Here is a 25925-nt window from a genome sequence, read left to right on the forward strand (position 1 = left end):
TTTACAGTGACATTGGAGGTGACAGTTTAGTCACTTATGGAGTGCTGTTAAATCACATGCTTATAAAATTTGATCCGAAACTCTGTACCAGTCCCGCTGTCGCTCGTTACATCAATCACGCCGTTCTGGCTTGCAATGATGCTGTGAGCCATCGCAAGCCCTATACCGATGGTTCCTTCATTAGCATTCTTTCCTTTATAAAAACGTTTGAATATATAAGGCAAATCCTCTTTCGGAATGCCCTCTCCGTTGTCAGCAATAACGATTTCCGTAAATAGCACGTTGTCGGAAAATGTGATGGTAATCGCACCGCCCTCAGGTGTATGCTCCACTCCAATCTTCAAAATATTGATAACCGCTTCAGCAGTCCAATGGAAATCGCCGTCAAAAGAGACGTTGTCATCCCCTGTGATGGAAACGGTCTGTCCCTTAATATCCATCGGAATCATAACCGGCTCCAGTGCATTTAGGATTAGGGTTTTCATGTGTATTCGATCTTTTTTGAACGGGATAGTCCCCCATCCATTTTCGCTAGCTTTAATAAAGATGAAACAAGCCAATCGATCCGTTCAAGTTGAATGTGAATATGATGAGTGAACTCCGTTCTTTTGAGTGGAGGCAGATCAGGGGCGCTTAACAGATCTGCCATGACTGTCATAGAGGTGATCGGTGTTTTGAGTTGATGTGAAATATCGGAGATGGCATCGGTCAGTTGAAGCTTATCCTGCTGCAATAGAGAACGATGCTCGGAGAGCATGCGTGTCACCTTGTAAATATCATTCTTTAAGATGCTAAGCTCACCTTCTTGATTATCGCGAGGGTCAAGGGAGGCCTGGCCGCTGCTAATCTCCCGTAAATAGATGGACAGCTTCTCTAGCTCGTAATAGTGAACTGATCGATGTCTTCGGCGAGCACCTTTCGGGCTGAAGCGACATTATGGCAGAGAACAGTCCAATAACCCTCTTGCTGCAGCGAATATTCCAGTCCCGACGCGATCGTCTTATCATCTTCAACTAATAATATTTTCATCTGAAGTTCATCCTTAGGATTGGATTGAATTGCACCTGTCTCGGATTTACTTATAGTATTCCCCAAGATTTTAGAACATTTAATGAATTCCACGACTACACAATCTCTTTATTAAAATGTCCTCTTGTGTCTGTTTCCTGATTAAAGACAGCATTATTCATAGAGCCATTTAATTTGCCTGACGCCATATTAATGACTTTCACAACCTGCTCTTTGGATTCAACTGTGAAGTTTAATCTGAGCGCCTCGATTCCTTTGATGTTTGGTAGCTCATCCAACAGATTAAGCGTCTTCCCATTAAGGAGAGTCGTTGTACAATCATTATGGGAAATGATAGGGAACGTTCCGTGCTCATCTTTTAACTCATAGCTCTTCGTTTTGCAAATTCTGCATTGATTCATTTTTTTCATCGGACAATATTTTGTAAACATCAAAGGAACCTTGCCATATACAATCATTTCCAGTGCAGGATAGCCGTCATTTTCTTCATAATAGGCATTCCTTAAATCTTCAATTTGGCTCTTATTCAATTCATAAGATAAAGTGACTCGTTTTGCACCTAATTTATATAATTCATAGCAACTAGTAGCATTAACAACATTTAGAGAATAGTCCGTAACAAACGGATTCGTTTCTCTGTAGTGATAAATTCCGCCATATCCTCCGATTAGTAGCTGCCCTTCTTTTTCCTTATAACGATTCTGATTTCTTCTAACAACATTTTCATAATAGATTTCCTTAATTCCACAGCTCACGCAAGCATCATACTGCTCCTTAGTCGTTACAGAGGCCGTAAAGTATGGTTTTTCAGGGGCAAAGCTTATTTTTTCTTTTGCTTCCAAAGCCTTGGTTCTTTTCTGCTGGCTGTTAAGCTTTAAGTCATATAAGCCCAGTACAATATCTCTTCTTGCTGCATTTAACAGTTTAGCTGGAATAAAAGCATTGCATTCCTCAAAATCCACATGATTAAGTTCGAATATCGTATCATTTAATCTTGAAAATTGCTTGATTACCTGGTCTTTTGTTGTTGGATTATTAATGGCTTCGCCTAGTATTTCCTCGCTTTCATATGAATAATGACAGCCTAAGCCCTCCGCATCTATGACAAGCTTTGAATCTGGACGTGCATATACTCTAATATCGAGGTTAAACCGCTTAAATTCTTTTTCCAGTGATAATTCTAATTCTTTGTTATAGAAATAATCCTTCGTTTTATATACTAAATCTCCCGTAGACATCTTTTCTTTGATTTTGATATAGCAGACATCCTCTGCTTTGTTGATTAATTCGCCCTCTTTATCGTACAGTTTTGCAACCGTTAAATTAACATCTTCATTGTTGTGACTGATTCGAATGGTATCGTTCTGATTTAAAGGTCGTGTAAGTGTTATTTCATACCTATCTTTAACAATCTTGCTGATTGTTCCAATTTCATAACCAAAGTGATTAGGTCTTAAAATGTTTGTAATATTTCTCCTATCTTCGTGAAACAAATATCCTTTAGTAAATGTTCGATTGAATGTTTTTTTCAGATTTTCTTTGTCTTCTTCGGTTATTTTATGATCTAAGGCCTTGCGATATTTGGATACAACATTAGCAACATACGTAGGCACTTTCATTCGGCCTTCTATTTTTAAAGAATCGATTTCTTTTAAATCCTCGATATAGTCGATTGTGTTTAAGTCCTTGGTAGATAGAATATGGTTTTTCCCTAAAGATGTACCTGTTGTCTTATCCATGAGTTCATACTCCTTACGGCATGAACCCACACATCTTCCGCGATTTGCGCTTCGATTACCCATTAATCCTGACATTAGACAGTTTCCCGAGTAAGATACACATAAAGCACCGTGAACGAAAATTTCTAAAGGTATCTCAGCTTTTCTTTTGATCTCTTTTACTTTTTCAATCTCAACCTCACGGGACAGAACAACTCTTTTGGCACCAAGTTCTTTTAATAATAAAGTTCCGTCTAAATCGTCTATTCCCATTTGAGTTGAACAATGTGCTTCCATATCAAGAAAGTTTTTAACGATATAATCGAACGCAGTCAGATCCTGGACGATAATGCCATCCACACCGATTTTATTTAATTCGTGGATCTGCTCTTTCATCTCTTCAACTTCGTTTTCAAAAACGATGGTATTCATTGTAACATAGAGTTTAACGTCCCTCAGGTGCGCATACGTAACCGCCTCTTGTAACGATTCTAGATCAAAATTAGATGAGTATGCACGCGCACCAAATTTTTGCATTCCTAAGTATATGGCATCACAACCATTAGAAATTGCAGCTTTTAAAGCTTCCATATTTCCTGCTGGAGCTAGTAATTCAGTCATTTCTTCCTCCTTATGATCCATAAATAACGGCAATGCTAGTTTGTCCAAAGGTGTTCTTAAAAGTACATCGTCAGGACTGCATGGTATTGAAGAACGGTTAAAGGTCGTTTTCACGCTTTTGTTATTGCTTTTCTTAACAGCAGGTTTCCGCTTGCCGTACTGCGTCATCTCTTCTTCTTAGTCCCCTGCTTCATCCCAGTTAAGATGGATAATACGATAATAACTACTATAAATCCGATAAATGACGACATGGCCGCTCCCGTTTAAATTAATAAGATTATTAGAAAATCAAATTTCAGACTATTACCATTAATCATAAAATAAGAACTATACTTAAGCTGCAGCAAAACGCACAAGCCAATGGCTTGTGCGCTTGTTTTAAATGACCTCATTTGCTCTGAGGGACGTATCTCATAATAATTCTTTAAGTACATTTTTCGCCACGCGTATCTTCTCATCATTAGCGTCACGAAGCATACCTACAATATCCTGAATATCGCTCTCAGCTGAGGTAACCATAAACTCTTCACTCCTCATGTATAGAGAATTATTTGGCTCCTGGAGCCAAAATTGAGCAGGAATTATGGGTGCCTATCATTGCCAAGTAGCAAACATTTATTTTTACATAAGTATGAGCGAGCATCTGGCGCATTGATTAGCAGCCTTAAAAGAGCCTCCACTAAAATCGAAGTGGAGGCTCTTTTTACATTTTTGTTATTTCAATTGTATTGGCTTTCAACCGTTATGCTGTGCAGTTCAAGTCATTTAAACTAATATTGAGTTCTGTTCTCCGCTTTACCACTATTTGTGATACGGTTCCCCCCGATTGATCTTCACCGCGCGATACACCTGCTCCACCAGCACCAGGCGCATGAGCTGATGAGGCAGCGTCATGCGCCCGAAGCTCATGCGCTGCTGCGCGCGGCGCATGACCTCGTCGGAGAGCCCGTGGCTCCCTCCGATGACAAACACGACATGGCTCGTCCCGTAGGTGCCGAGCCGGTCAATTTCTGCGGCAAGCTCTTCCGAGCTCCACAGCTTGCCCTCGATCGCGAGCGCAATGACATGCGCCTCGCTCTTAATCTGCGCGAGGATGCGTTCGCCCTCGCGTCCCTTCACCTGCACGACCTCTGCTTCGCTTAGAGAATCGGGTGCTTTTTCATCTGCCACCTCAATGACCTGAAACTTCAGGTATGGTGTCAGCCGTTTTGCATACTCCGCGATGCCATCGATCAAGTACTTTTCCTTCAACTTTCCTACGCCAATAATTTGAATAAGCATAAGTGCCTCCTGTCATAATCCTCTATAGAAATAGCAAAAGGACGCGCACTGGGCGTCCCTTGTAGTTTTAGTAAGTACCTTCTGTTCTATCACATATTTGGTGGAAAAGAAACGACAATTAAAACGGCCTACTCTTGCGCAGTCCCTAAATGTCCTATTTTTCATGCAATCCCTGGATCTGATCCCACGTATTCCTAGATTGCCTGAATCTAGAATTTCATGTATTCCCCGTCCTCAGCAGGTTCAATCTACTTCTACTTACTCTCCCCCTGCTCCTCCATCACAAAATCCGGTTTCTCCCCAGCTTCATAAGCACTCAATATAGAGTCCAGCAAGCCTGGGAAACGTGCATTAAGATCCTCAGTCCGCAGGGACAACATGCGCTGTGTTCCTTGAACTCGTGTAAAAACAACCCCTGACTCGCGCAAAGTACGGGCATGGTGAGACATGGTGGATTTTGCGATAGGGACGTTGAAGCAGTTGCAAGCCTGTTCTCCATTTAAGTGAATATCCGATACGATATGTAAGCGAATCGGATCGCTGAGTGCATACAATACGGAGGCAAGCTGAATGTCCTTGCGGTCCGGATGAAATAGTATTTTCACGGATGATTATCCCCTTTTGTCGTACGATGAATGCGAAAAAAATATTGGTGTTCCTAATTGCATTTTATATCAACGCATGCTATATTTCAATTGTTCGTAAGTAATCGAACTATTAAACAATAATAAAAGGAGTGCTTCGCACATGACTTCTGTAAATAACCTCTCCGCGAATGCGGATCATGAAGCCTCCGTTCCGGAAGCGCCTCTTCCACGAGAAGGCCTGCTGACCCTGCTGTTCAGTGTCGCTGTGGTTCTCGTCATCATGAATACGGCTATGTTCAATCTGGCGCTGCCTGATGTGACCGAAGCCTTCGGGATTACGGCTGCGTCCGCTTCTTGGATTGTCACTGGGTATTCCATTATGTTCTCGATTGCCTCAATCACGTACAGCCGGCTTTCTGATTTTCTGCCGATTCGCCGTCTGTTGGTTATAGGCTTGTTGACGCTGGGCCTCGCGGCTGTTGCCGGCTTTTTCAGCACCAACTTTATCTTCCTGCTTATCGTTCGTATTCTCCAGGCCTCAGGCGCGGGCGCAGTAATGTCCTTGTCGCTTGTCCTATTTACCCGCTATATCCCGCAAGCCCGCCGCGGCAAAGCAATGGCGACAATTATGTCAGCCGTCTCGCTGGGTCTAGGACTTGGGCCGGTCGCGGGCGGAGCCATCGTCGAATATCTCGGTTGGATTTGGTTATTCTCTGTAACGGCAGCTATTCTGCTTCTAGTGCCGCTGTTCCTTATTCTGCTGCCCAAAGAAGTACCCACCCGTGGCTCCTTTGATGTGCTTGGCGGGCTGTTCTTGGGCGTCGGCACGACCGGGCTGCTGCTGTTCCTGACCAGCGGGCTGTGGATTGCCTTGATCGCCGGAATTGTCGCCATTGCTTTATTTGTTGGCCGTATCCGCAGCACACCTGATCCATTCGTGATGCCGGAGCTTTTCCGTAACCGCTCATATCTCGTGTTGGCTCTGATCGGAGTTGCCTCCTACCTGTGCAGTTTTGCCACGTTATTCCTGCTGCCGCAGATTCTGACTCACCGTTTCGGCTTCAGCGCAAGCCATGCCGGGCTTGTGATCTTTCCGGGTTCGCTGCTCGCCATCTTTGTCTCCCGCTCCGTGGGGCGAATCATTGACCGTTATGGCAATGCGGGGATTTTACGTTTTGCACCATTGCTCGTATTGACCGCTACCATCCTATTCGCTTTCTTTGCTGGGCGGTCATGGATTGCCGTCATGTTCATCTATATGATTATGAGTCTGGCCTTCACGACACTGTCCAGTAGTGTATCCAATGAAATCTCTCGGATTCTGCCTTCTTCGCAAATCGGCTCTGGGATGGGCCTGTTCCAGCTGCTGCAATTCTTTAGCGGCGCCTTCAGCGTGGCTATGGCCGCAAGCGCTCTGGAATGGCAGCGCGGACTGCCGCTTTCTGCAGCCTACTCCAATATCTACTGGGGACTCTCTATTGCAGCATTGATCGCCATCATCTCAGCTATTCTCTACCGCCGAGGCAACCGAAGTAGCTCGCTGACCGACATAGTAGATGCAGCAGATGCATAAGACCTAATCGGCTAACACATATATTATTTCATGCAAAAAAACACCCTGCGGCCCATTTCCGGGACTGCAAGGTGTTTTTAATAAATTTTAACAGTCCTTTAGACCACTAAATATTCCGCATTCTTCTCACATTCCGCACATTTGGCCGGCGGGTCCCAGTCCGAGAACTCGGTCTCCTTCAAGTCCACAATATCAGGTGCATCCTCATACTCGTCCACAAATTTGTCGATGGCTAACTCTACATGTTCTTTACATACTACATACATTCAACCAAGCATCCCTTTCTGTGCCGCTGCGGCCTAATACTCCTTCTATTGTTCTACCATACTTCCCACGAAAATGGAACTCCTATCTATCCATTCCAGCAATCTGTTCATCCATTGTCTATATTCTTGCCCTACCGAAAAAAAAGATTCCTCCCACCCCAAACGGGCAAAAGGAATCTCTTCACTTATCTTTCTCTAATTTCTATAAATGTTATCTGCAAACTCTCCATCCTACCCTAGAAACTCCACTGGACGATCCAGCTCATACAATCTGCGGTAACGTGGTTCTTTTTCCATCAGCTCCGCATGGGTTCCACGCATTTCTACCGAGCCATTTTCCATAAAAATCACTTCATCCATCTGCTCCGCACCAACCAAATGATGCGTTACCCAGATCAGAGATTTACCGTCCATAGCTTCAAACATCGTCTGCAAAAGATCACGCTCCGTGCTTGGATCCAACCCTACGGTCGGTTCGTCAAGAATGACGACAGGTGTATTTTGCAGCAAAATACGAGCTAACGCTATCCGCTGACGCTCTCCACCGGAGAAACGTTGCCCCGCTTCACGGACAAAGGTACTGTATCCATCTGGTAACGAGGAGATCAGCGTATCCATTTTGGCTAATGCGCCAGCTTCTTTAATCGCTTGTTCGGAAGCCTTCGGATCACCCATACGAATATTGTTCGCTACCGTAGTATCAAATAAGTGTGGGCTTTGATTTAGCACCGCTATAATAGAAGGAATATTATCGCCATAGGCAGCAGCCGCGATTCCATTAATCATAGCCGAACCTGCAGAAGGTTGGATAACCCCTTGAATAGCCTTTAACAACGTCGATTTCCCTGCCCCGCTACGGCCAATGATGGCAATTTTTTTGCCTTGTGGGATGTCGAGGCTGAGATCACGAACCGACCAATTATCCTCTGATCCATAGCGGTAACCCACATTTTCGAGCTTGATATGAGCACTTTTTATGGCCTGAGGTAGAACATCGACTACAGATGCCTGTTCGGAAACTATATTCTGCTCTTCTCCGACCACTCCAGACAACCGCTCCAGCGAGTTACGGTACTGCGGGATTTTCTCCACTGCTTCGGATACTGGCAAAAAAGCATCTGCTACAGGAAAAACAACCAAGACAAACGCCGCAATCAAAGTACCTGCAATAGCACCATCCGCATACTCTCCGGCGGCCCAATATAACATCGAAAGTACACCAACCCCAACGACTGCTTGCCCGATGAACGCACGTAGACGCGCCCAGCTGCGCAGCGCTGCATCAGTTTTGGCCACTTTTTTCTCATCTGCTTCGTAGGTCTCTACGAACTGGCTTTGCCGTCCACTAATGACCCAATCGCCCATACCGAGAACGGCGTCCGTCAGCTTTTGATAGAGGCGATTACGCTCTACCTTCACTTCACGTTGACGTTTCTGGGTGAACAACAAAGATATAAGCGGCAATACCACGACCAACACCAAAATATACAAAGCCATTAATAACGCAAAACCGATATCAAAGGTGCCCAACGCAATCACTGCAACCCCGTAGATCAATAAAGCAATAACACTTGGAAATACGGTTCTCAGATATACATTTTGCAAATATTCGATGTCATCAGCTAACATCCCGAGAATATCCCCAGTACGGAAACGCGACGACAGGAACAAGGCCTGTGGCTCCAAAATATTGTACAGGCGCACACGCATTTTAGAAAGAATCCGTAAAATGGTGTCATGCCCAATCAGCCGTTCCACGTAGTGAATGACTGCCCGGCTTGTTCCGAACGTACGTACACCAACAATCGGCACGTAGATCATCAGGATATTTTCGACCGGTGTAGACGCTTTTGAGATCAGAAATCCTGAAGTATACATCAATGAAGAGGCAGTAAAAATCGTCAACGCCCCAAGCACAATAATTAGCACAAAACGCCAAAAATACGACGATACATAGGGAGCAAACCATCCTTCACGTTTCAATGGATTCCCTCCAATTGCGACCCAATCAACTCATAATACGCACCCTTGCGGGCAAGTAACTCCTGATGGGTACCGATTTCTGCCACTTGGCCTTGCTTCATTACTACAATAATGTCCATATCGAGCATCCAGTGCAGGCGATGGGTAGCCAGAAAGACCAGCTTTCCTTCAAAAAGGGGCACCATCGTCTCCTTCAGCTCATATTCCGTTTCAATATCCAGATGCGCCGTTGGCTCGTCTAGAAGCATAATCGGACGGCTGCTAAGCAGTGCCCGGGCTAATGCCACCCGTTGCTCCTGGCCACCGCTGAACGAACGGCCGCCGCCACCAATCATCTCATCTAAGCCATGCGGAAGAGTATCCACCAGCCCCGATAAACCAGTAGCTTTCACTGCCGCGGCAACAGCCTCCATAGAAGCCTCAGGGTAATAAAAACGTATATTATCCGCTAACGTGCCGCTAAAAATATACGGACGCTGCGGGATATACGAGGTCTGTTTTCGCCAAGCCTCATCCGTTAATGCACTAACCGTAGTACCGTTAACCGTGATACTTCCTGAAGTAGGGTGTAAGAAGCCCCCTAATATATCCACTAAAGTAGATTTACCGGCCCCGCTCTCTCCGATAATCCCAATTTTGCTAGCTCCTTTAAATTGCAGGTTCAGCGCTTCCAGCGAAGAAAGCCCTGCTTCCTCATACTTCAGGCTAACGTCATTTAATGTGAGCACGCTATTCTCATGCCAAGTGAATATTTGTTCCGATGTTTTTGCTGCAGAACCGACAGATAGATCACCGTTAGGGACGATTACTTCAGCCTTCACCTCATCTTGATCTATAATGCTCTTCATTGCTTCAGCGGCTTCTTTCCCATCCAAAGTAGCATGGAAATCTGAACCTACCAATCTGACAGGCAGGAAATATTCCGGAGCCAAGATTAGAATCGTTAAGCCCGTAACCAATGTCATTTGTTCATTTACAAGCCGCAAACCAAGACTTACCGCTACAGAAGCTACAGACAGCATAGTGAAGAAATCCAGGGCGAACGATGACAAAAAGGCCACTCGCAGCGTACGCATGGTCGCCGAGCGATAACGATCGCTGACAGCAGCAATGCTGTCGCTATGACTACGACTGCGTCCTAGAAATTTTAATGTTTCTAGCCCACGTAATGAGTCTACGAAATGATTAGATAATGTGCGATACGATTTCAATTGCCGATCCATTTGCTTACGGGCCGTCATCCCAATCAAAATCATAAAAACAATAATAATCGGCATAGTTACCGTAAGAATAATCCCGCTCGTAGTGTCCATCGTAAAGACGTAAATAAGCACCAAGATCGGTGTAACAGACATCCCTACCATTCTAGGAATGATCGCTTCCAGATACGTGCGGAATTTAGTTACCCCTTCCAGCACCAGTGTAACAAGATCCCCGGTTCCACGCCCGCCCACCATTCTAGGGCCAAGCTGGAAGAGCTTGTCCATCATTTCCCTCCGCATAGTGCTGCCCGTTGCTTCCGCGAAGCGGTAAGAGACACGGCTCATCAGCATAGCACAAGCATGGCGCACAAGAAATGCAAGAAGGAACAATAGCGCAGTGCCCCATTGTTCCTTCAGAGGTTCTCCCGCAAATAGCGCAGAGATGACTTCTGCCAGCGATTTAGCCAGCAGAAGTATGGACAAGCTTTGCGCCAGGGTAAGGAAGCCTACAATCAGAAAGACTGGCTTAACTCCTTTATACCCAAGCAAGTTTTTATCCATTAGTATTCAAGATGCTCCTTCTCGTGAACCCGTTTATGAAAAACAAAGTAACTCCAAATTTGATATCCCAATACGAACGGAAGGATAGTCAGTGCCACAATCGTCATTACCTTCAAAGAGTAATGGCCGGAAGCCGCATTAGTGATCGTCAAATTAAAAGCTTGATCAATTGAACTAATCATAACACGCGGGAACAATCCTACAAAGATAGAAGTTACCGAAAGCGCCATTACCGCTCCTGTCATTCCAAAAGCGTAGCCATCCTTCTTCTTCGTCATGAAGTAACCGGACAGTACAAAGGCGATAACTCCCAGGGCTACAATAATCATAAGAATCGTTCCACGTTGCTCGAAAATATCCGTCATATTATAAGTCATAATCACAAAAGCAGTAAATAAAGCTGCGAGCGGGATTAGCAATTTTTGAGCCAACTTGCGAGCGCGAGCCTGTAGATCCCCCACTGTACGCAGTGTTGTGAACATGAGACCATGCACCAGGCACAGAAGGACAACAGTAAGCCCTGCTACTACAGTGTACACATTCACGATATCTGTGAACCCTGCATACATTTGCATCTCCCCATCAATAGGCAATCCTTTGATAAAGCTTGCAAATACTACTGCCAAGAGGAATGGTGGAAGGAAGCTGCCGATAAAAATACAGGCATCCCAAGTTCTTTTCCAAGCCAATGAATCACGTTTACCTCTGAATTCAAAAGCGACACCACGCGCTATCAAAGCTAATAAGGCAAATACAAAAGGAATATAGAATCCACTAAACAGCGTTGCATACCACTCCGGGAAAGCCGCAAACATTGCACCCGCAGCTGTGATAAGCCATACCTCATTCCCATCCCAGAAGGGTCCGATCGAGTTAATCAGAACACGGCGCTCTGTATCATTTTTAGCGAGAATTTGTGTTTCCATCCCTACGCCGAAATCGAAACCCTCCAGGAAGAAGAACCCTATAAACAGAACTGCAATCAGCACAAACCACAATTCATTAAGAGATATCATGGGAACCCTCCTCGTTATATGGATCATTCGAATCGCCGTGATCGTTATCCATTGCATAAGGACCTTTTTTAATCACTTTAATAAACAATCCGACCAACACTAATCCTAGAATTAAATAAATCGTTGTAAAAGAAATCACGGAGAACAGAACTTGACCACTTGTAATATTAGGCGACACACTGTCTTCCGTTGTCATCAGTCCGAATACCGTCCATGGCTGACGCCCGAATTCGGTCATAACCCAACCGGCTGTATTCGCAATCGGAGGAAGCAACAAGCCCCATAACATAAACCGCATAAACCAAGTGTTCGGACGGTCCATTTTTTTGCGCCACATTAAGTACATAGCGTACATTCCCAATACAATCATTAACGTTCCTGCTAGAACCATGATCCGGAAACTCCAGAATGTCGTACGTACAGGTGGAATATAGTCACCGGGGCCATAGGTTTGCTCATACTCCGCTTGCAGCTCAAGCATACCTTTAACTTCACCGGAAAATTTACTGTATGAAAGGAAACTCAGCATATAAGGAATTTGAAATTCTCCACTACTAATTTGATTTTTTGGATCAATGTTTGCCCATACGGTCCAAGGTGCCGGGTCACCACTCTTACCCCACAGTCCTTCGGAAGCTGCCATTTTCATTGGTTGAGTTTCAACCAAATATTGCGCTTGGGCGTGACCAGCAACAGCTACACCAATAGAAGAAATAATCCCTACGATGGCTGCAATCTGAAAAGACTTCTTAAAGAAAGAAACCTCTTGTTTCTTCAATATTTTATAAGCACTAATACCAGTTACAAGAAAAGCACCTGTTGCATAAGCAGCCAGTACGGTGTGTGGGAATTCAACCAGCAATTGTCCGTTCGTAATAAGCGCGAAGAAATCATTCATTTCTGCACGTCCATTATTTATCTCAAAACCCACAGGATGCTGCATAAAAGAGTTAGCCGCTAGAATCCAGAATGCAGATAACATCGTACCGAATGCTACCAGCCAGATGGACAGTAAATGTACTCGCTTGGACACCTTATCCCAGCCGAATATCCATATCCCAATAAAAGTAGACTCCAGGAAAAAGGCTGCCAATGCCTCAACTGCAAGTGGAGCCCCGAATACATCACCCACAAAACGTGAATAATCGGACCAGTTCATCCCGAACTGAAATTCCTGCAAGATTCCTGTAACTACCCCTACTGCAAAATTGATGAGGAATAGCTTTCCCCAGAACTGCGCCATTTTTTTGTACTCTTCATTACCTTTTCTAACGTACATTGTCTCCATGATTGCAATCAAGAGCGCTAGTCCGATTGATACCGGTACAAAGAAATAGTGGAATATTGTCGTCGACGCAAATTGTATACGCGACAGCATTACTGTATCCATATTTGTCCCTTCCTTCTCCCCTTTTCGTTAATTATATTCTGTCAAAAATTTAAACTTCTTTTTGTGATAAATGTCACATAAAGATAGTCATTTAACGGTGAAATTCAAATGATTTGTGACAAAGATCACAATTTAGCATAAAGAAAGCAAAAAAAATAAGACGGTTTACCCGTCTTGAGTGGTTCGTCGTTCTATTAAATGCTTGACTCATTTAGGTATTGGTTAGATGGAAATACCCTTCTTCAGCGATTTGAGATCGCCATTCGAATTAAGCAATTGGGGTAGCATCTTCGTGCTGCGAACCATTGGAGAGTCACATAGACGGCAAGAAGGCGCATGTTCAAATGCGAAATTATCCCTCATCCATCCGTTGCATCCCTCATTGGTACATGCCCAAATTGCGGTATTTTCTTCCGGTATTTCTTCCAAAGGTTTCTTCCGGTAGTTCATTGCCGTTCCTCCCATCCTGTAAGTCAAATAGTGAGTAACTAGATATAAAAAGACCGTCCCAACTTTCACAAGCTGGGACGGTTTCTTCTATTATTACAGTTTTACAACGTTTTCGGCTTGTGGTCCACGGTTGCCTTGAACAACGTTGAATTCAACGCGTTGGCCTTCGTCCAAAGTTTTGAAGCCGTCGCCAGTGATTGCGCTGAAGTGAACGAATACGTCGCTTCCGCCTTCAACTTCGATAAATCCGAATCCTTTTTCTGCGTTGAACCATTTAACTGTACCTGTTTGCATGTGTGTTACCTCCACAAATTTAAATTAATATGTTCTTTTTATCTTCAAACAAAGAAAAAATTCACACATTGAAAAAGGTTGTATTACCAAATATGACAGCCCTTTTCAATGCGAGAATTAGGGACTAAATGTATGATTGATATCATATTACCACACCTGATTAGCAAAGGCAAGCAAGCATCCGAATATATCCGGTTTTGCCCTAATAAGTATTACCTTCCAATGTAAGGGCTGCCACTTAGTGTTTATTCCCTAAATAGATCCTTTTTCTGGCATAATTATCATGGTTTTAGAAAAATAGCTTTTCCAAAAACGTTACTTTCATCCGTTTTTTCAAGAAGGTACCCCCTCGGAATCGAAGGGGTAGTCCGCTCTACTTGTCGTAACTGCTATATCATTATATACCGACTTCCAGCATATTATTCCTGTGGTTTTTCAAGAAGTTTAACTGTTGCCTGTTTGGCCTCGCCGTTTCGATAATAAGTAATTTTCAGATCATCACCGATCTTCGTATGATTATATAAGTACTTGCGAAGAGAAAGGGTAGATATGATTGATTGATCATTAAATTTGGTAATGACATCATTGAATTGCAGTCCAGCTTCCTTCGCAGGGCCAACGGCTTCTAGAACAACTACTCCATCCTTAACACTGTTCGGCAGGTTCAATTCATTGCGTTGATCTTCTGCTAGTGGAACGTACGGATTGTTCAAATCAACTGAATATACACCCAAGTACGAACGGGCAATATGTCCTTTTTCAGCCAGCTCATTAGCGATATCTATCACATGATTCGCAGGAATTGCAAAACCCAGACCCTCTACACCCGTATCTGAAATCTTCATTGTGTTAATTCCAATGACCTTACCATCCAGATCCACTAATGCGCCGCCACTGTTTCCTTCATTAATCGCCGCATCGGTCTGTATCACTTCTTGTTCCCAGTCATATACTCCATCCTGATTAAGGGATACGGGGACCATCCGTTCAGTATAGCTAACAATCCCCGAGGTCAATGTATCACCAAGTCCTAGCGGATTACCGATAGCAATGACCGTTTCACCTAGACGAAGCTTAGAGGAATCACCGAGCTGCGCGATGGTATCGATTCCTTTGGCATCAATAGAGAGTACCGCAATGTCGCTTACTTTATCCGTTCCAACGAGTGTTGCCTTACGAGTCTCTCCGTTCACTGTAACTACTTCGAGATTACCGGAGTCTTCAATGACATGATTATTGGTAATGATAAATGCTTTATTCCCTGTCTTTTTATAGATCACTCCTGAGCCTAGTGCAGACTCATCCAGAATGTTTAATTCTTCATTATCTTCTTTATGATTGATAATACTTACTACTGCAGGGCGAACCGTGGCAGCAGCTTGAATAATCCGGTCAAATGGATCACTACTGCTTGGGGCAACATTTCCAGTTGCTACAACCGGCTTCTGAGCAGTCTCATGACTCATCTGGCCTGTAAACATACTGAATAACAAAACTGCCACCACAGCGCTGACTAAGGAGCAAACGGCGGATATTTGCCAAGTAGATAAACCCTTACGCGATCTGCGTACAGAATGTCTACGATTAGCAAACGATCCCTTTGATGCTTCATCCCCTCTGGACCGCGAAACTTTAGTTGAATAGAAATCATCATCAAACAATCCCACCGAAAATCTCCCCCTTCTATTGCCAAGCGTTCACTGTTGGTAAGACCTGAACCTATAGCAACCACGTCCGAACCAAACCTCTGTAACCATTAGACTCCAAATATCACTAAAAAGTTTCACTTTATCCATTAACCCCACAAGAGTTTCGATCAATCGTTAGATTATGATAATCTTTTAATATATCTTCTCTATTAGGAATATTTTGCAACTTAAAAGACTACAATAAAATAGAAGTGTCCCTAAAATTTTAGCTTTGCTCATCACGCTTTTAATTGTATCACAGGCAACCTGCAATTCGGGATTTTCCTCAGCTAAAACACCTGCGAATTTTTTACAGTTTTCAGTTCTAATTACACTATATATTCACACTATTAAAGGAGGATTAATTATGAGTTCTTTTTCAACAAGTATGGATTTAGTCGAGTTTATCGGTAAGCTTGGTGACTTAAAGGATGAACACTACCACATGACCCTTGCCTTTAGCGCAATGATCGAATTGATGATTGAAAAAGGCCTAATCTCCCGCCAAGAATTAGATCGCAAGACCGCTGAACTTGATCAGCTTATGACTGGCTCAGCTTATCCCATGGCGTAGGTTGATCATAATACGTATCACACAGTCTGAACTCACTATCTTTGAAAAAACAGCCCCGATCCTCCATTGCGCCGCGTACCGACATTTTTGCCAAATCCATCATATTGTGATCCCGGCTTAAATGCGCCAAATAGGTCCGTTTGGTCCGCCCTGTAAGAATTTCGCTAAGCGCAGCTCCAGCTGCCTCATTGGAAAGGTGACCCATGTCGCCTAGGATGCGCCGTTTCGTATTCCACGGATAACGTCCCATTCTCAGCAATTCGATATCATGATTTGCCTCCAGCACCAATACATCTGCATCTGAAATTGCATCTCTTACCTTATCACTAACATAGCCCAGGTCTGTAGCTACACATAACTTCTCTTTTCCATCATAAAAATTGTAACCCACTGGCTCCGCCGCATCATGAGAAATCGCAAAGGATTCTACTCGCATACTGCCGAAATCCTTGTGCTGGCCAGACTCCATGATCATACGGTTATACTCCGGTATTTTACCAATTCCCTTCTCGATAGCTCCCCAGGTATTGGTGTTCGCATAAATCGGAAGATCGTATTTACGGGCCATGGCCCCGAGTCCCTTGATATGATCGGAATGTTCGTGTGTAACTAGAATCCCGTCTATATCATTACCCGTTAGTTCACGCATGGCCAACAGCTCATCGATCCGCTTGGCACTAAAACCTGCGTCAATCATAAGTGTTGTCTCCCCGTTTCGTACCACCGTTACATTGCCGGTAGACCCACTGGACAGTACTGTAAATGAAATCCCCATTTTCCTTACTCCTTCTACTCTGTTGTCTTAGGACTGATGATGTCCGCACTAATAGCATCCACATAATAGGCATTGCCGTTCTCCAGCATAAACCGCCACATCGGCGAAGCTACCTGACTTTCCGAGTTGAACAGCTCACCGTAATACCCCAGCTCAATCTCCTTCACTACGGAATCTGCCGGGAAATACTTCTCTATCAAACTACTAAGTGCTTGCGATGCTGGAAGCACCTTCTGTTCTTTATCGCTGCTGCTTGTCCCTATTTCAATCTTCGGCCAGCGGTAAGCTACGATTTTTTGATCACTGTTAATCAACTCTAGCCTAACACGGAACAACGACCACTGATTTTGAACCAGCGGATGAAGAACAAACTTTCCAACCTCACTTTCCTGTGAATCAAAGCGATAATTGGAAATGTCAGGAATCTTATCCTCAAGTGCCTTGCTAAGCTCTGAGAAGGAAGAATAGATCAGCTTGCTGTCTATAGGTACATCTAATTTAATTGGTGGTTCAGTCTGCTCTTCAGCAGAATAACGATAAGTAATGTTAGGAAGCTGCGGGGTAGAGGCCGGAATGGGACACAATACACGAATCCCTTTCTGCTCCATTACGGCTTGGGTCTCAGCAGACAGGGAAGTAAAATCAAGATTAGCACTAACCTGATCGCGCAAATCGACCCACAGCTGGTAACATAGCAGCAGATTCAGACCTAAAAAGGCGCAAATCAGTACATTTTTAGCTCTTCCCCAATCCATACCCGAACCTCCTAAATGTTATATGAACCACTTGCCCATTAATTCAAAGTAAGCACGCTGCCATCACTAAGTGTAACTTTCCAGACAGGTATCAGCTCCAGATGATCTTCCTTCACCTCAGGCACATAAGCAGGCGTTAAATCCTTCACTGCCGAAGTTTTACTGACCAGAGACAACCTATACTCCAGATCCGCACCTCCAGATAGCTCCACTACCTTTTTTACGGCCTTACTTTCATCTATATAGATTAGAGAACGTTCATAAGAGGATACTGTTCCCTGCTGCAGTTCCAGATTTATTACACCATACTGTAATGATGAATGGCTCATTATCGGATAGGAGCCGTACGGATAGGAGCCATAATATTGTTGAAAAGAGACCTTTCTCTCCTGTCTCCCTTCCTCTGTAGCCTCCAAACGGTAAGTCCCATTCCATCCGCCATGCTGGTTCACAAATTCTACAGCTTCCAAAGCATCCTTGGCAGGGGTACTTTCTCCAGCTGGAAGAGCCGCAGGGTCGCTATAGCTCATCCAGTTCTTACCCTGGTCCACCTGAAGGCTTCGTTTGCTGTCCGTATAAATCTCCGAGCCGTTTTTCTCCCGGATATATCTAGTACTTCCAACATCGAAGAAAAGATTACTCTGCATTTGCTCTATGGTGTACATCCCGGAAGGCATGTCTACCTGAACCAGAGAAATCTTACTGTCTGGCACATAATAATCCCCGCTTACGGTCTTGTAAGGCGTCCAATTCTTACCGAAATCAACATGCTGCTGCACATCCTGAACCGTTAAATCCGCTTTTGCCGCTTCGTATATGATGTCGCCTCTCGTACTGAAGAAAATAGCATGGGCCTTGGAATCGTTCTTAATGTTATAGATCCAAATGCGATCGATGCTTTCTCCTTCAAAAAGGGAATCTGGCGATAACTGCATCACCCGCTGCAATAACGTTACCGGAATGCCCGCTCCGAACGAAAGCTCAATCCCAGGATTCTCATTGCGGATCTTATCCCAATCATAATCCTGTACCGAGTGCCGCTGAAAGCTTTCGAAGCCACGACCTTTTAAGCGATTCATGATCAAGCTATAGAACGTAGAGTCCGGATAAAAAAGCGTATGCTTGCCTTCCCCCATATGGATGATCATTTTGTCAGGGTATAACAGGTTCTCTACCTTCTCTTCCGGACCCATATTATCTGTCTTCACATACAGGTTCTCAGAAAGCACCGCAGAATCAGCACCAGGCAAGCGGTAGATCAAATAATAGCTTTCAACCAGGCTTCCGAGCACGAGCAAGGCTAGAATGCATGATTTGATTCGTTCCTTCACGCCTCACTCCCCCTTTGCTCGTTCAAAGGCAGGGTAAAGGTTACCTTTGAACCTTCATTTAGCTCGGATTGCAGGGAAATGGAGCCTCCATGTGCCTTCACAATTTCCCGGGCAATGGAAAGGCCAAGTCCAGTGCCTCCCATGTTCCGCGAACGTGCCTTATCCACGCGATAAAATCGTTCGAAGATCCGCTCGATATCTTTTTTCGGAATCCCTATCCCCGAATCACGTACAGAAATGGAGAGCATTCCATCCTCATTCTTCAACGCTTCCAATTCAATTGTACCGCCTTCTGGCGTATATTTTAGCGCATTGGAGACCAAATTCCCCAAGACCTGGTCGATTTGATCACGATCAAGCCACGCCGTAGTAACATCTTTGCGGACCCTTGTACTGATATCGATACGCTTTTGCCGAATTTGAAAAGAAAAACGATCCGCCACATCCTCCAGCATCTCGGTAATATCTGTCTGCTGAATTCGAAGGAGAGCTTCCTTGGAATCCAGACGGGAAAGATGCAGCAAATCCGTAACCAGACGAATCATCCGTTCCGTTTCGTTGCGAATCACCCCAACAAACCGAACCGCCAGCTGCGGATCTTCAAGTGCTCCATCATCCAGTGCTTCAACATAGCTTTTAATAGTGGTAAGTGGTGTTCTTAGCTCATGCGAAACGTTCGCCACGAACTCCCGGCGTGATTCCTCCAGATTCTCCTGTTCGGTGACATCCTGCAACACAGCAATTGTGCCGGCAATGCCACCCTCACGACGATGAATCGGAGTAAACGTCACTCTTACGATATTAGAATCTTCTCCACCCATATGGGTCAGATGAAGCATTGCAGATTGGGCATTGCCTTTAGCCAGGGATCCGCTTTGTTCGTAATCTAAGCCCAACAGTTTATCTAGAGGAGCACCTTCCGGCAACGGACCTTCATTTCCGAGCATCAATGCTGCCCGCCGATTCATCAGAATCACTACTCCGTTCTCATCTGTAGCCACAACACCATCACTCATGTTCGTCAGAATAGAGGTAAGCTTCTCCTTCTCTTCTTCATTCTGCGAGAGTGCCTCACGCAATCTACCGGTCATATAATTGAACGCCTGACTGAGTTGTCCAATTTCATCATTGCCCAATACGGGCATTTTACGATTGAATCGGCCTTCAGCGACCGCCGTAGCATGCCTCGTCATTTCCTTAATAGGCTGCGTGATAGTGTGCGCCAGAATGACGCATAAAACAACCGTTAACGCTAGAGCTAACAGCAAACCTGAGATAAATACACTATTGATCCGGCCCATCGTGGCGTATAGATCCTTCATGTCAGCAGCAATATAGATTGCGCCCACTACCTTGTCCCCCGAGAGCACAGGCTTAGCCACAACCTTTTTCCGCACATTATCATCCGCAATAATATATTCCTCGTTATCACTGATGCCCTGCAAGGCCCGATTCACAACTGTCTGGGTGTTACGCTGCCCGACATAGTCATTCTGCGAGGGAACGGAAGTGGTGATGATTTTGCCGCTGGCATCCAGTACCTGAATTTCAGCCCCGTTAATGTACAGATTATTGACCATCCCGCGCAGACTTTCCACAGCCGTTTCCTCATCAGCCGTTCCAGCCTCACTACCAAATTTATCAGCAGTCAGGATAGACAACATCTCAGCACGTGCTTTAAGGTCCTTGGTGAAATTATCTGTTAACGAGTTCTTCATCGAGCTCACAAAATAAACCCCGATCAACTGCATAGCTATCAGAATCAGCAACACGTAAATAATAATAAGTTTTGCCTGAATTGTCCGGATAAAGGACCGCCACTTCATCACAGTCCTCCATTTTTAGGGCTATGCATCAAATAGCCAAGTCCACGCCGAGTATAAATATATTCGGGCTTGCTGGGGTTCTCCTCAATTTTCTCTCTTAGACGACGGATCGTCACATCAACGGTCCGCACATCACCGAAATACTCAAATCCCCACACTGCCTGCAGCAAATGCTCCCGAGTCATCACCTTACCGGCATGTTTGATCATATAGTAGAGCAGCTCATATTCACGATGGGTCAAGTCAAGCGGCTCCCCGCCCTTATAGACCATATACATATCTGTATCTATAAACAGATCAAAATGATAAATGCCCTGCTTATTCTCTGCTGGTTCACTCGCCATCCCCTGTGGTGACGGTTTATGCTGTCTCCGCATCTGGGCTTTAACTCGGGCCAGCAATTCACGTGTACTAAAAGGTTTGGTCACATAGTCATCAGCACCAAGCTCCAGGCCAAGTACCTTATCAATCTCTCCGTCCTTGGCTGTAAGCATAATGATAGGAATGTCCAAGTGCGCAGAACGCACCTCGCGGCAGACGTCCATGCCATCTTTGCCGGGCAGCATAAGATCAAGCAGCATAAGATCGGGCCTTTTGGACAATGCCAGCTCCACTGCACTGTTGCCATCAAAAGCACAAATAACCTCGTAGCCTTCTTTTTCTAAATTAAATTTCAATATATCAGCAATAGGCTGTTCATCATCTACTACCAGAATCGTTCCCATCTGCATGTCCCAGCTTCACCTTCCTATCCTTACTTAATGATCATTCCTTTATTTTAACATACCTGTCTAACCGTCACATCCTACGAAATAAGCAATCCCCCTGCCCAGCAAAAAGAACCGGCTTTGCCGTCACTCGTAGATTAAAAAAAATAAAAACCGCCCGATTAAAATCGAGCAGTTAAAGGATTAAGTATGAATTATTGCAAATACTTCATTGGATTTACAGCAGTGCCATTCTTCCGAATCTCAAAATGCAGATGTGTACCCGTCGAACGTCCGGTGCTGCCCATTACGCCAATCTTGCCACCCTGCTCCAAACGTTGGCCTGTAGAAACCGAGATACTTTTTAAATGACCATAATAGGTTTGATATCCGTTGCGATGGTCCACAATAACTACATTCCCGTATCCACTCTGCACCCCTGCAAAGATTACGGTCCCGGCATCAGAAGCTTTTATATTCCGATTGCTAGATACCATATCAATACCCTTATGGGCACGGCTCCAACGCTCACCGAAGCTACTTGTCAGGGTTGCGCCGCTTACCGGCCAACTGAACATGCCTGTTCCTTCACCAACAACCTTCGTTCCCCGATAAACAACTTCTGGCAGCGAGGCTTTTATAACGGTCTGGCCTAACCATTCTTCTTGGACAACCGTACCATTTTCCTTCGTTACCCGATACTCCATTTCCTTAAGTCCAGTTTGCCCTGGGCGAACCACTTTACTTTTGCCTGCCGCTAGCTGATCGCTCGAACGCACAACCACTTCCGGCTCAGTCACTATCTGCTCAGTCACTTTTTCCACAGTTACTACTGTAACATCTGGTTGGGGTACCTTCAGCTTCAGTGTATCTCCAATCTTCAACGTCAGCTCTTTCACGTTAGGATTGTTACTATAAATCTCTTTTTGGGTGATTTCAAACCGTTTGGCAATCCCCGAAATCGTATCGCCCTCTTGAACGGTATAAAGAAGAGGCGCCTCTTTGCCTTCGGTAAGTGTCTGGACCGCCGCTTCCACATCCAACACTTTATTAGGATCTGCTTTGATAGGAACGATAGAAATATCCTCGCTAATCTCTACCGACTCTACTTGCTCTGGAGCCTTCGCTTTTGCAGCAGATGAGCTGGAAGCAGCCGTTCTTGTTAGCTTACTAGCCGTCGTTGCTACTTCTGCTTGTGGGACATAATGATTTTTTACCCCTTCGAGCACAGCATTAGCAGTTTCCTGATCCTTAACTATGCCAACGGCCTTGCCATCTACCATCAATTGCACGCCTACCGCATAAGCTTTCAGCATTCCATCTAGTTTAGTAAGTGTCGCCTCACTATCAACTTCTGGCTTGTATGCCTTCTGCTCTTCTATTGTTATGCCCTCTGTTTGCAGCACCATGGTTGAATTCGGATATTTCTCCTGATATTCTCGTTGTTTCTTATCGTATAGCTGGTTAAGCTGCGTCTGATCGGTAAGTCTTCCGACTTCTTCACCCTTCACCAACACTTGATAATAGGTAACCGTGTTAGCGGCTACATACTTTTTCTCTGCTCCAACCAACACCGTAGCTAGAAGCACAAGGCCGACAGATCCCAAAATCCAAGCACGCCGAAATCTGCGAGTACCTTTCTCTTGTTGAAAGTGTTTGGAGTCGTGATCGAAATTGTGGCTCTGTTGAACATTCGCCTCGGATTCTGCTGGATGTCCATCCTGCAGCTTGCTCATCCGACGCATGAACTTAAATCCCTTCATGAAACTCTCCCTTTCAGTCCGCTTTTACTTCCGACAAAAGCGGCCAAGCTAATTGTACGACCTCGATTATATAGATTACGTCCATGTAAATTTCTACGTATACTAGTGCTTAATTCCTGCTTCTAATGAACCTATAAAAAGGTTGTTAAGGAGGTTACAAAAAATTAACCTCTTGAGGTCCTTGTTTACTGTACCATAGCTTAGAGAAAAATTTCAACTTTAGACATGACAAAAAACCCGCCAAATACGCGGGTTATTTGCGCAAATATGAAATTTTAACCTTTTTCTTGTGTCTATAAAGTGACAATTACAAATGCTATTGCGTAGATTCTGTAGTTGGTGTAAGCATTTTCATTATGCTCTCATATTCGTCTGCATCAACATATTTTGCAATTACCTGTTGCAGCTCTTTAACCTCATCTTCTGTTAATCCATCCTCCATCGCTGTTGAAATTTTTGCCATCTCATCCTGGGGTAGTTTGGACATCAAAATATTGAATATATTTACCTTCTCTTCCGATGGAAGATTATCTTTGAAGTCACTGAGTGCCTCAGGTGTCATTACTAATTGTTGGTCACCAACACTTCCGCTTCCGTTATCAGCTGAACTTTCGGTTGTAACTTGCCCCATAACTGGTAAGGCATCAGTCGGAGTATTATCATCTACGGGCTCACCCTTGCCTTTAGCTGGCGAATCCGTGCTTTTGTCGGTCTCCTTGCTAACTGTACTCCCTGTGGTTACTTCTTTATTGGCTGTATCCGAGTCAGATTTGTTATCCATGCCAATGATGCTCCGAATCATTCCTCCAAATCCCGGACCGGGAGTATTCACTTTAATATCGAAGCTAGCCAGTACCGACTGAATATAAGCATTTACAACCACGCCCGTTGTTAGAATTGAAAGAGTGCTGGCAAGTACCACAATCAGACATACGCTAAGTGCACGCTTCACGATCTTCATCTTCATTTCTCCTCTCACCTGTGTTCAAGTCTATCTGGTAGATCATGTACATGTTCTTCTATACATCCAGTATTGACTAGAACCGGCCTTGGGAAACGTCTAGGTATAAATCTAGGCCCCAAAAGAGAGAGATATAGTCCTCAGAACAAAAAAAAGAGCCTCTAACGGGGCTCCTTATTATAACTAGATTTTAGATATAAATTGGCAATACTTGATTCGTCTGCTCACGGTTACGACCCACTGAGAAGATAGCAATCGGAATACCTGTAAGCTCAGATACACGTTCAACATATCTGCGTGTATTTGCTGGAAGATCATCCAACGTTTTTGCAGAAGTAATATCTTCGCTCCAGCCTGGAAGTTCCTCATATACCGCTTCACATTCTGCCAGCATTTTGAGGCTAGCAGGGTAATGAGTAATTACCTCACCACGGTATTTGTAGCCTGTGCAGATCTTCACAGTCTCAAGTCCGCTAAGTACATCCAGCGAGTTAAGAGATAGCCCTGTGATTCCACTTACACGACGAGCGTGACTCACAACTACACTGTCGAACCAGCCTACACGGCGTGCACGTCCGGTAACTGTGCCATATTCATGACCTGTTTCACGGATATAATCACCTGTTGCATCATTCAGCTCTGTAGGGAACGGGCCATCTCCAACACGAGTGGTATAGGCTTTTGCAACCCCAATAACCTGTTTGATTTTGGACGGTCCAACACCAGAACCTATGCACACCCCACCAGCAGATGGGTTGGATGAAGTAACAAACGGATACGTGCCTTGATCGATATCAAGCATTACTCCTTGCGCACCTTCAAACAACACTTTGCGATCCGCATCAATGGCATCATTAAGAATAACAGAGGTGTCTGTTACATAATTACGCAGCACTTCTGCATATTCCAGGTATTGAGTCAGAATCTCTTCTACATTAAGAGCTTCAGCACCATAGACCTGCGTAATCACTTGGTTCTTCTCTTGCATCAAGGGGCGGAGTCTCAGTTCGAATTCCTCAGCGTCCATCAAGTCAGCAATACGGATACCGTTGCGTGCTGCCTTATCCATATAACAAGGACCGATACCTTTACGTGTAGTACCAATCTTGTTCGGACCCTTACGGTCTTCTTCGAGAGCATCCAGCACCATATGGTATGGCATAATGACATGAGCACGATCACTGATCACTAAGTTCTTAGTATCAAAACCGTTCTCATGAATATAATTAATTTCTTGGATCAAGGCAGCCGGATTAATAACCATTCCGTTACCAATTACACAAGTTTTCTCTTTATAAAATACACCCGAAGGGATCAAGCTGAGCTTAAACTTCTCACCGTCAATCAGAATCGTGTGACCGGCATTATTGCCCCCTTGATAACGGGCGACCACATCTGCACTTTCCGCTAGAAAGTCAGTGATTTTCCCTTTACCTTCGTCTCCCCATTGTGTTCCCACGACGACTACCGTTGACATGTTCATTCCTCCGTAGGTGCTACTTAGCACCATTATTTTTCATAATATGGACCCTATACGTCATTCTTATGTACGTGGCCCTCCGGACGCCAAGCAG

General features: G+C 44.5%; 21 protein-coding genes and 2 pseudogenes. 2 read left to right on the plus strand and 21 right to left on the minus strand.

Translation table 11 applies throughout. The features are described from left to right. Positions 1 to 47 precede the first annotated feature (47 nt). The 5 genes and pseudogenes from NSQ91_RS31575 to NSQ91_RS31595 form a co-directional block, all read right to left on the minus strand. Positions 48 to 886: pseudogene (locus NSQ91_RS31575) on the minus strand (sensor histidine kinase); the annotation flags it as partial. Further along, positions 883 to 1029 (minus strand): annotated as a pseudogene (locus tag NSQ91_RS31580) (DNA-binding response regulator); the annotation flags it as partial. The pseudogenes NSQ91_RS31580 and NSQ91_RS31575, both read right to left, overlap by 4 nt. A gap of 95 nt (positions 1030 to 1124) precedes the next feature. Continuing rightward, positions 1125 to 3536, minus strand: coding sequence for a U32 family peptidase (locus tag NSQ91_RS31585; RefSeq protein WP_256716457.1), 2412 nt, complete (start codon positions 3534 to 3536; stop codon positions 1125 to 1127). A gap of 633 nt (positions 3537 to 4169) precedes the next feature. Next, complete coding sequence (gene rlmH, locus NSQ91_RS31590) at positions 4170 to 4649, minus strand: 23S rRNA (pseudouridine(1915)-N(3))-methyltransferase RlmH (RefSeq protein ID WP_076303504.1); 480 nt, start codon at positions 4647 to 4649, stop codon at positions 4170 to 4172. 254 nt (positions 4650 to 4903) lie between these two features. After that, positions 4904 to 5254, minus strand: a complete 351-nt coding sequence (locus NSQ91_RS31595) for an ArsR/SmtB family transcription factor (protein ID WP_076181727.1) — start codon at positions 5252 to 5254, stop codon at positions 4904 to 4906. Between the two features lie 142 nt (positions 5255 to 5396). On the opposite strand from NSQ91_RS31595, the gene NSQ91_RS31600 reads away from it, so the two are divergent. Beyond that, a complete protein-coding gene (locus NSQ91_RS31600) occupies positions 5397 to 6809 on the plus strand; it encodes an MFS transporter (RefSeq protein ID WP_038573941.1) in 1413 nt (470 codons plus the stop codon). A 98-nt stretch (positions 6810 to 6907) separates the two neighbouring features. Here NSQ91_RS31600 and NSQ91_RS31605 read toward each other — a convergent pair whose 3' ends face one another. From NSQ91_RS31605 to NSQ91_RS31640, 8 genes are all read right to left on the minus strand, one after another. Beyond that, positions 6908 to 7075 (minus strand): CxxH/CxxC protein, encoded by a 168-nt coding sequence (locus tag NSQ91_RS31605; RefSeq protein WP_063829780.1) that lies wholly within the window; start codon positions 7073 to 7075, stop codon positions 6908 to 6910. 231 nt (positions 7076 to 7306) lie between these two features. Continuing rightward, positions 7307 to 9058: a thiol reductant ABC exporter subunit CydC gene (gene cydC / locus NSQ91_RS31610; protein ID WP_076301546.1), complete on the minus strand. Its 1752-nt coding sequence runs from the start codon at positions 9056 to 9058 to the stop codon at positions 7307 to 7309. Beyond that, positions 9055 to 10821 (minus strand): thiol reductant ABC exporter subunit CydD, encoded by a 1767-nt coding sequence (cydD, locus tag NSQ91_RS31615; RefSeq protein WP_340921346.1) that lies wholly within the window; start codon positions 10819 to 10821, stop codon positions 9055 to 9057. Before cydD ends, cydC begins: the two co-directional genes overlap by 4 nt. After that, the gene (gene cydB / locus NSQ91_RS31620; RefSeq protein WP_076124301.1) at positions 10821 to 11837 is read right to left on the minus strand and encodes a cytochrome d ubiquinol oxidase subunit II; all 1017 of its coding nucleotides are present in this window, start codon (positions 11835 to 11837) and stop codon (positions 10821 to 10823) included. Before cydB ends, cydD begins: the two co-directional genes overlap by 1 nt. Continuing rightward, on the minus strand, positions 11824 to 13227 hold the full coding sequence (locus NSQ91_RS31625) for a cytochrome ubiquinol oxidase subunit I (RefSeq protein WP_076181720.1): 1404 nt from the start codon (positions 13225 to 13227) through the stop codon (positions 11824 to 11826). Before NSQ91_RS31625 ends, cydB begins: the two co-directional genes overlap by 14 nt. 222 nt (positions 13228 to 13449) lie before the next feature. Continuing rightward, positions 13450 to 13677: a cold-shock protein gene (locus NSQ91_RS31630; protein WP_036677829.1), complete on the minus strand. Its 228-nt coding sequence runs from the start codon at positions 13675 to 13677 to the stop codon at positions 13450 to 13452. A gap of 93 nt (positions 13678 to 13770) precedes the next feature. Next, entirely contained in the window at positions 13771 to 13971 is a 201-nt protein-coding gene (locus NSQ91_RS31635; RefSeq protein ID WP_019914582.1) for a cold-shock protein, read from the minus strand. Positions 13972 to 14390: 419 nt separating this feature from the next. After that, positions 14391 to 15638 (minus strand): S1C family serine protease, encoded by a 1248-nt coding sequence (locus NSQ91_RS31640; RefSeq protein ID WP_076124305.1) that lies wholly within the window; start codon positions 15636 to 15638, stop codon positions 14391 to 14393. 388 nt (positions 15639 to 16026) lie between these two features. Between NSQ91_RS31640 and NSQ91_RS31645 the strand changes: the two genes are divergently transcribed. Further along, positions 16027 to 16233, plus strand: coding sequence for a hypothetical protein (locus NSQ91_RS31645; protein WP_036677826.1), 207 nt, complete (start codon positions 16027 to 16029; stop codon positions 16231 to 16233). Here the strand turns inward: NSQ91_RS31645 and NSQ91_RS31650 are convergent. The 8 genes from NSQ91_RS31650 to NSQ91_RS31685 form a co-directional block, all read right to left on the minus strand. Continuing rightward, a complete protein-coding gene (locus NSQ91_RS31650) occupies positions 16202 to 17008 on the minus strand; it encodes an MBL fold metallo-hydrolase (RefSeq protein ID WP_036677825.1) in 807 nt (268 codons plus the stop codon). The genes NSQ91_RS31645 and NSQ91_RS31650 overlap by 32 nt on opposite strands. Before the next feature lie 14 nt (positions 17009 to 17022). Continuing rightward, positions 17023 to 17763 carry a two-component system regulatory protein YycI gene (gene yycI, locus NSQ91_RS31655; RefSeq protein WP_036677823.1) on the minus strand — a complete coding sequence of 247 codons (741 nt, stop codon included), beginning with the start codon at positions 17761 to 17763 and terminating at the stop codon, positions 17023 to 17025. 38 nt (positions 17764 to 17801) lie between these two features. After that, positions 17802 to 19094, minus strand: coding sequence for a YycH family regulatory protein (locus tag NSQ91_RS31660; RefSeq protein ID WP_076124306.1), 1293 nt, complete (start codon positions 19092 to 19094; stop codon positions 17802 to 17804). Beyond that, positions 19091 to 20920 carry a cell wall metabolism sensor histidine kinase WalK gene (walK, locus tag NSQ91_RS31665; protein ID WP_036677817.1) on the minus strand — a complete coding sequence of 610 codons (1830 nt, stop codon included), beginning with the start codon at positions 20918 to 20920 and terminating at the stop codon, positions 19091 to 19093. The genes NSQ91_RS31660 and walK overlap by 4 nt, the downstream gene beginning before the upstream one ends. Continuing rightward, positions 20920 to 21651: a response regulator YycF gene (yycF, locus tag NSQ91_RS31670; protein WP_076124308.1), complete on the minus strand. Its 732-nt coding sequence runs from the start codon at positions 21649 to 21651 to the stop codon at positions 20920 to 20922. Before yycF ends, walK begins: the two co-directional genes overlap by 1 nt. A 191-nt stretch (positions 21652 to 21842) precedes the next feature. Continuing rightward, positions 21843 to 23390, minus strand: a complete 1548-nt coding sequence (locus NSQ91_RS31675) for a M23 family metallopeptidase (RefSeq protein ID WP_076278206.1) — start codon at positions 23388 to 23390, stop codon at positions 21843 to 21845. Positions 23391 to 23706: 316 nt separating this feature from the next. Continuing rightward, on the minus strand, positions 23707 to 24351 hold the full coding sequence (locus tag NSQ91_RS31680) for a hypothetical protein (protein ID WP_076132908.1): 645 nt from the start codon (positions 24349 to 24351) through the stop codon (positions 23707 to 23709). Between the two features lie 190 nt (positions 24352 to 24541). Further along, positions 24542 to 25828, minus strand: a complete 1287-nt coding sequence (locus NSQ91_RS31685; RefSeq protein WP_076105178.1) for an adenylosuccinate synthase — start codon at positions 25826 to 25828, stop codon at positions 24542 to 24544. Positions 25829 to 25925: the final 97 nt, after the last annotated feature.

The organism is Paenibacillus sp. FSL R7-0048, assembly GCF_038004505.1.
GTDB classification, from domain to species: Bacteria; Bacillota; Bacilli; order Paenibacillales; family Paenibacillaceae; genus Paenibacillus_AQ; species Paenibacillus_AQ odorifer.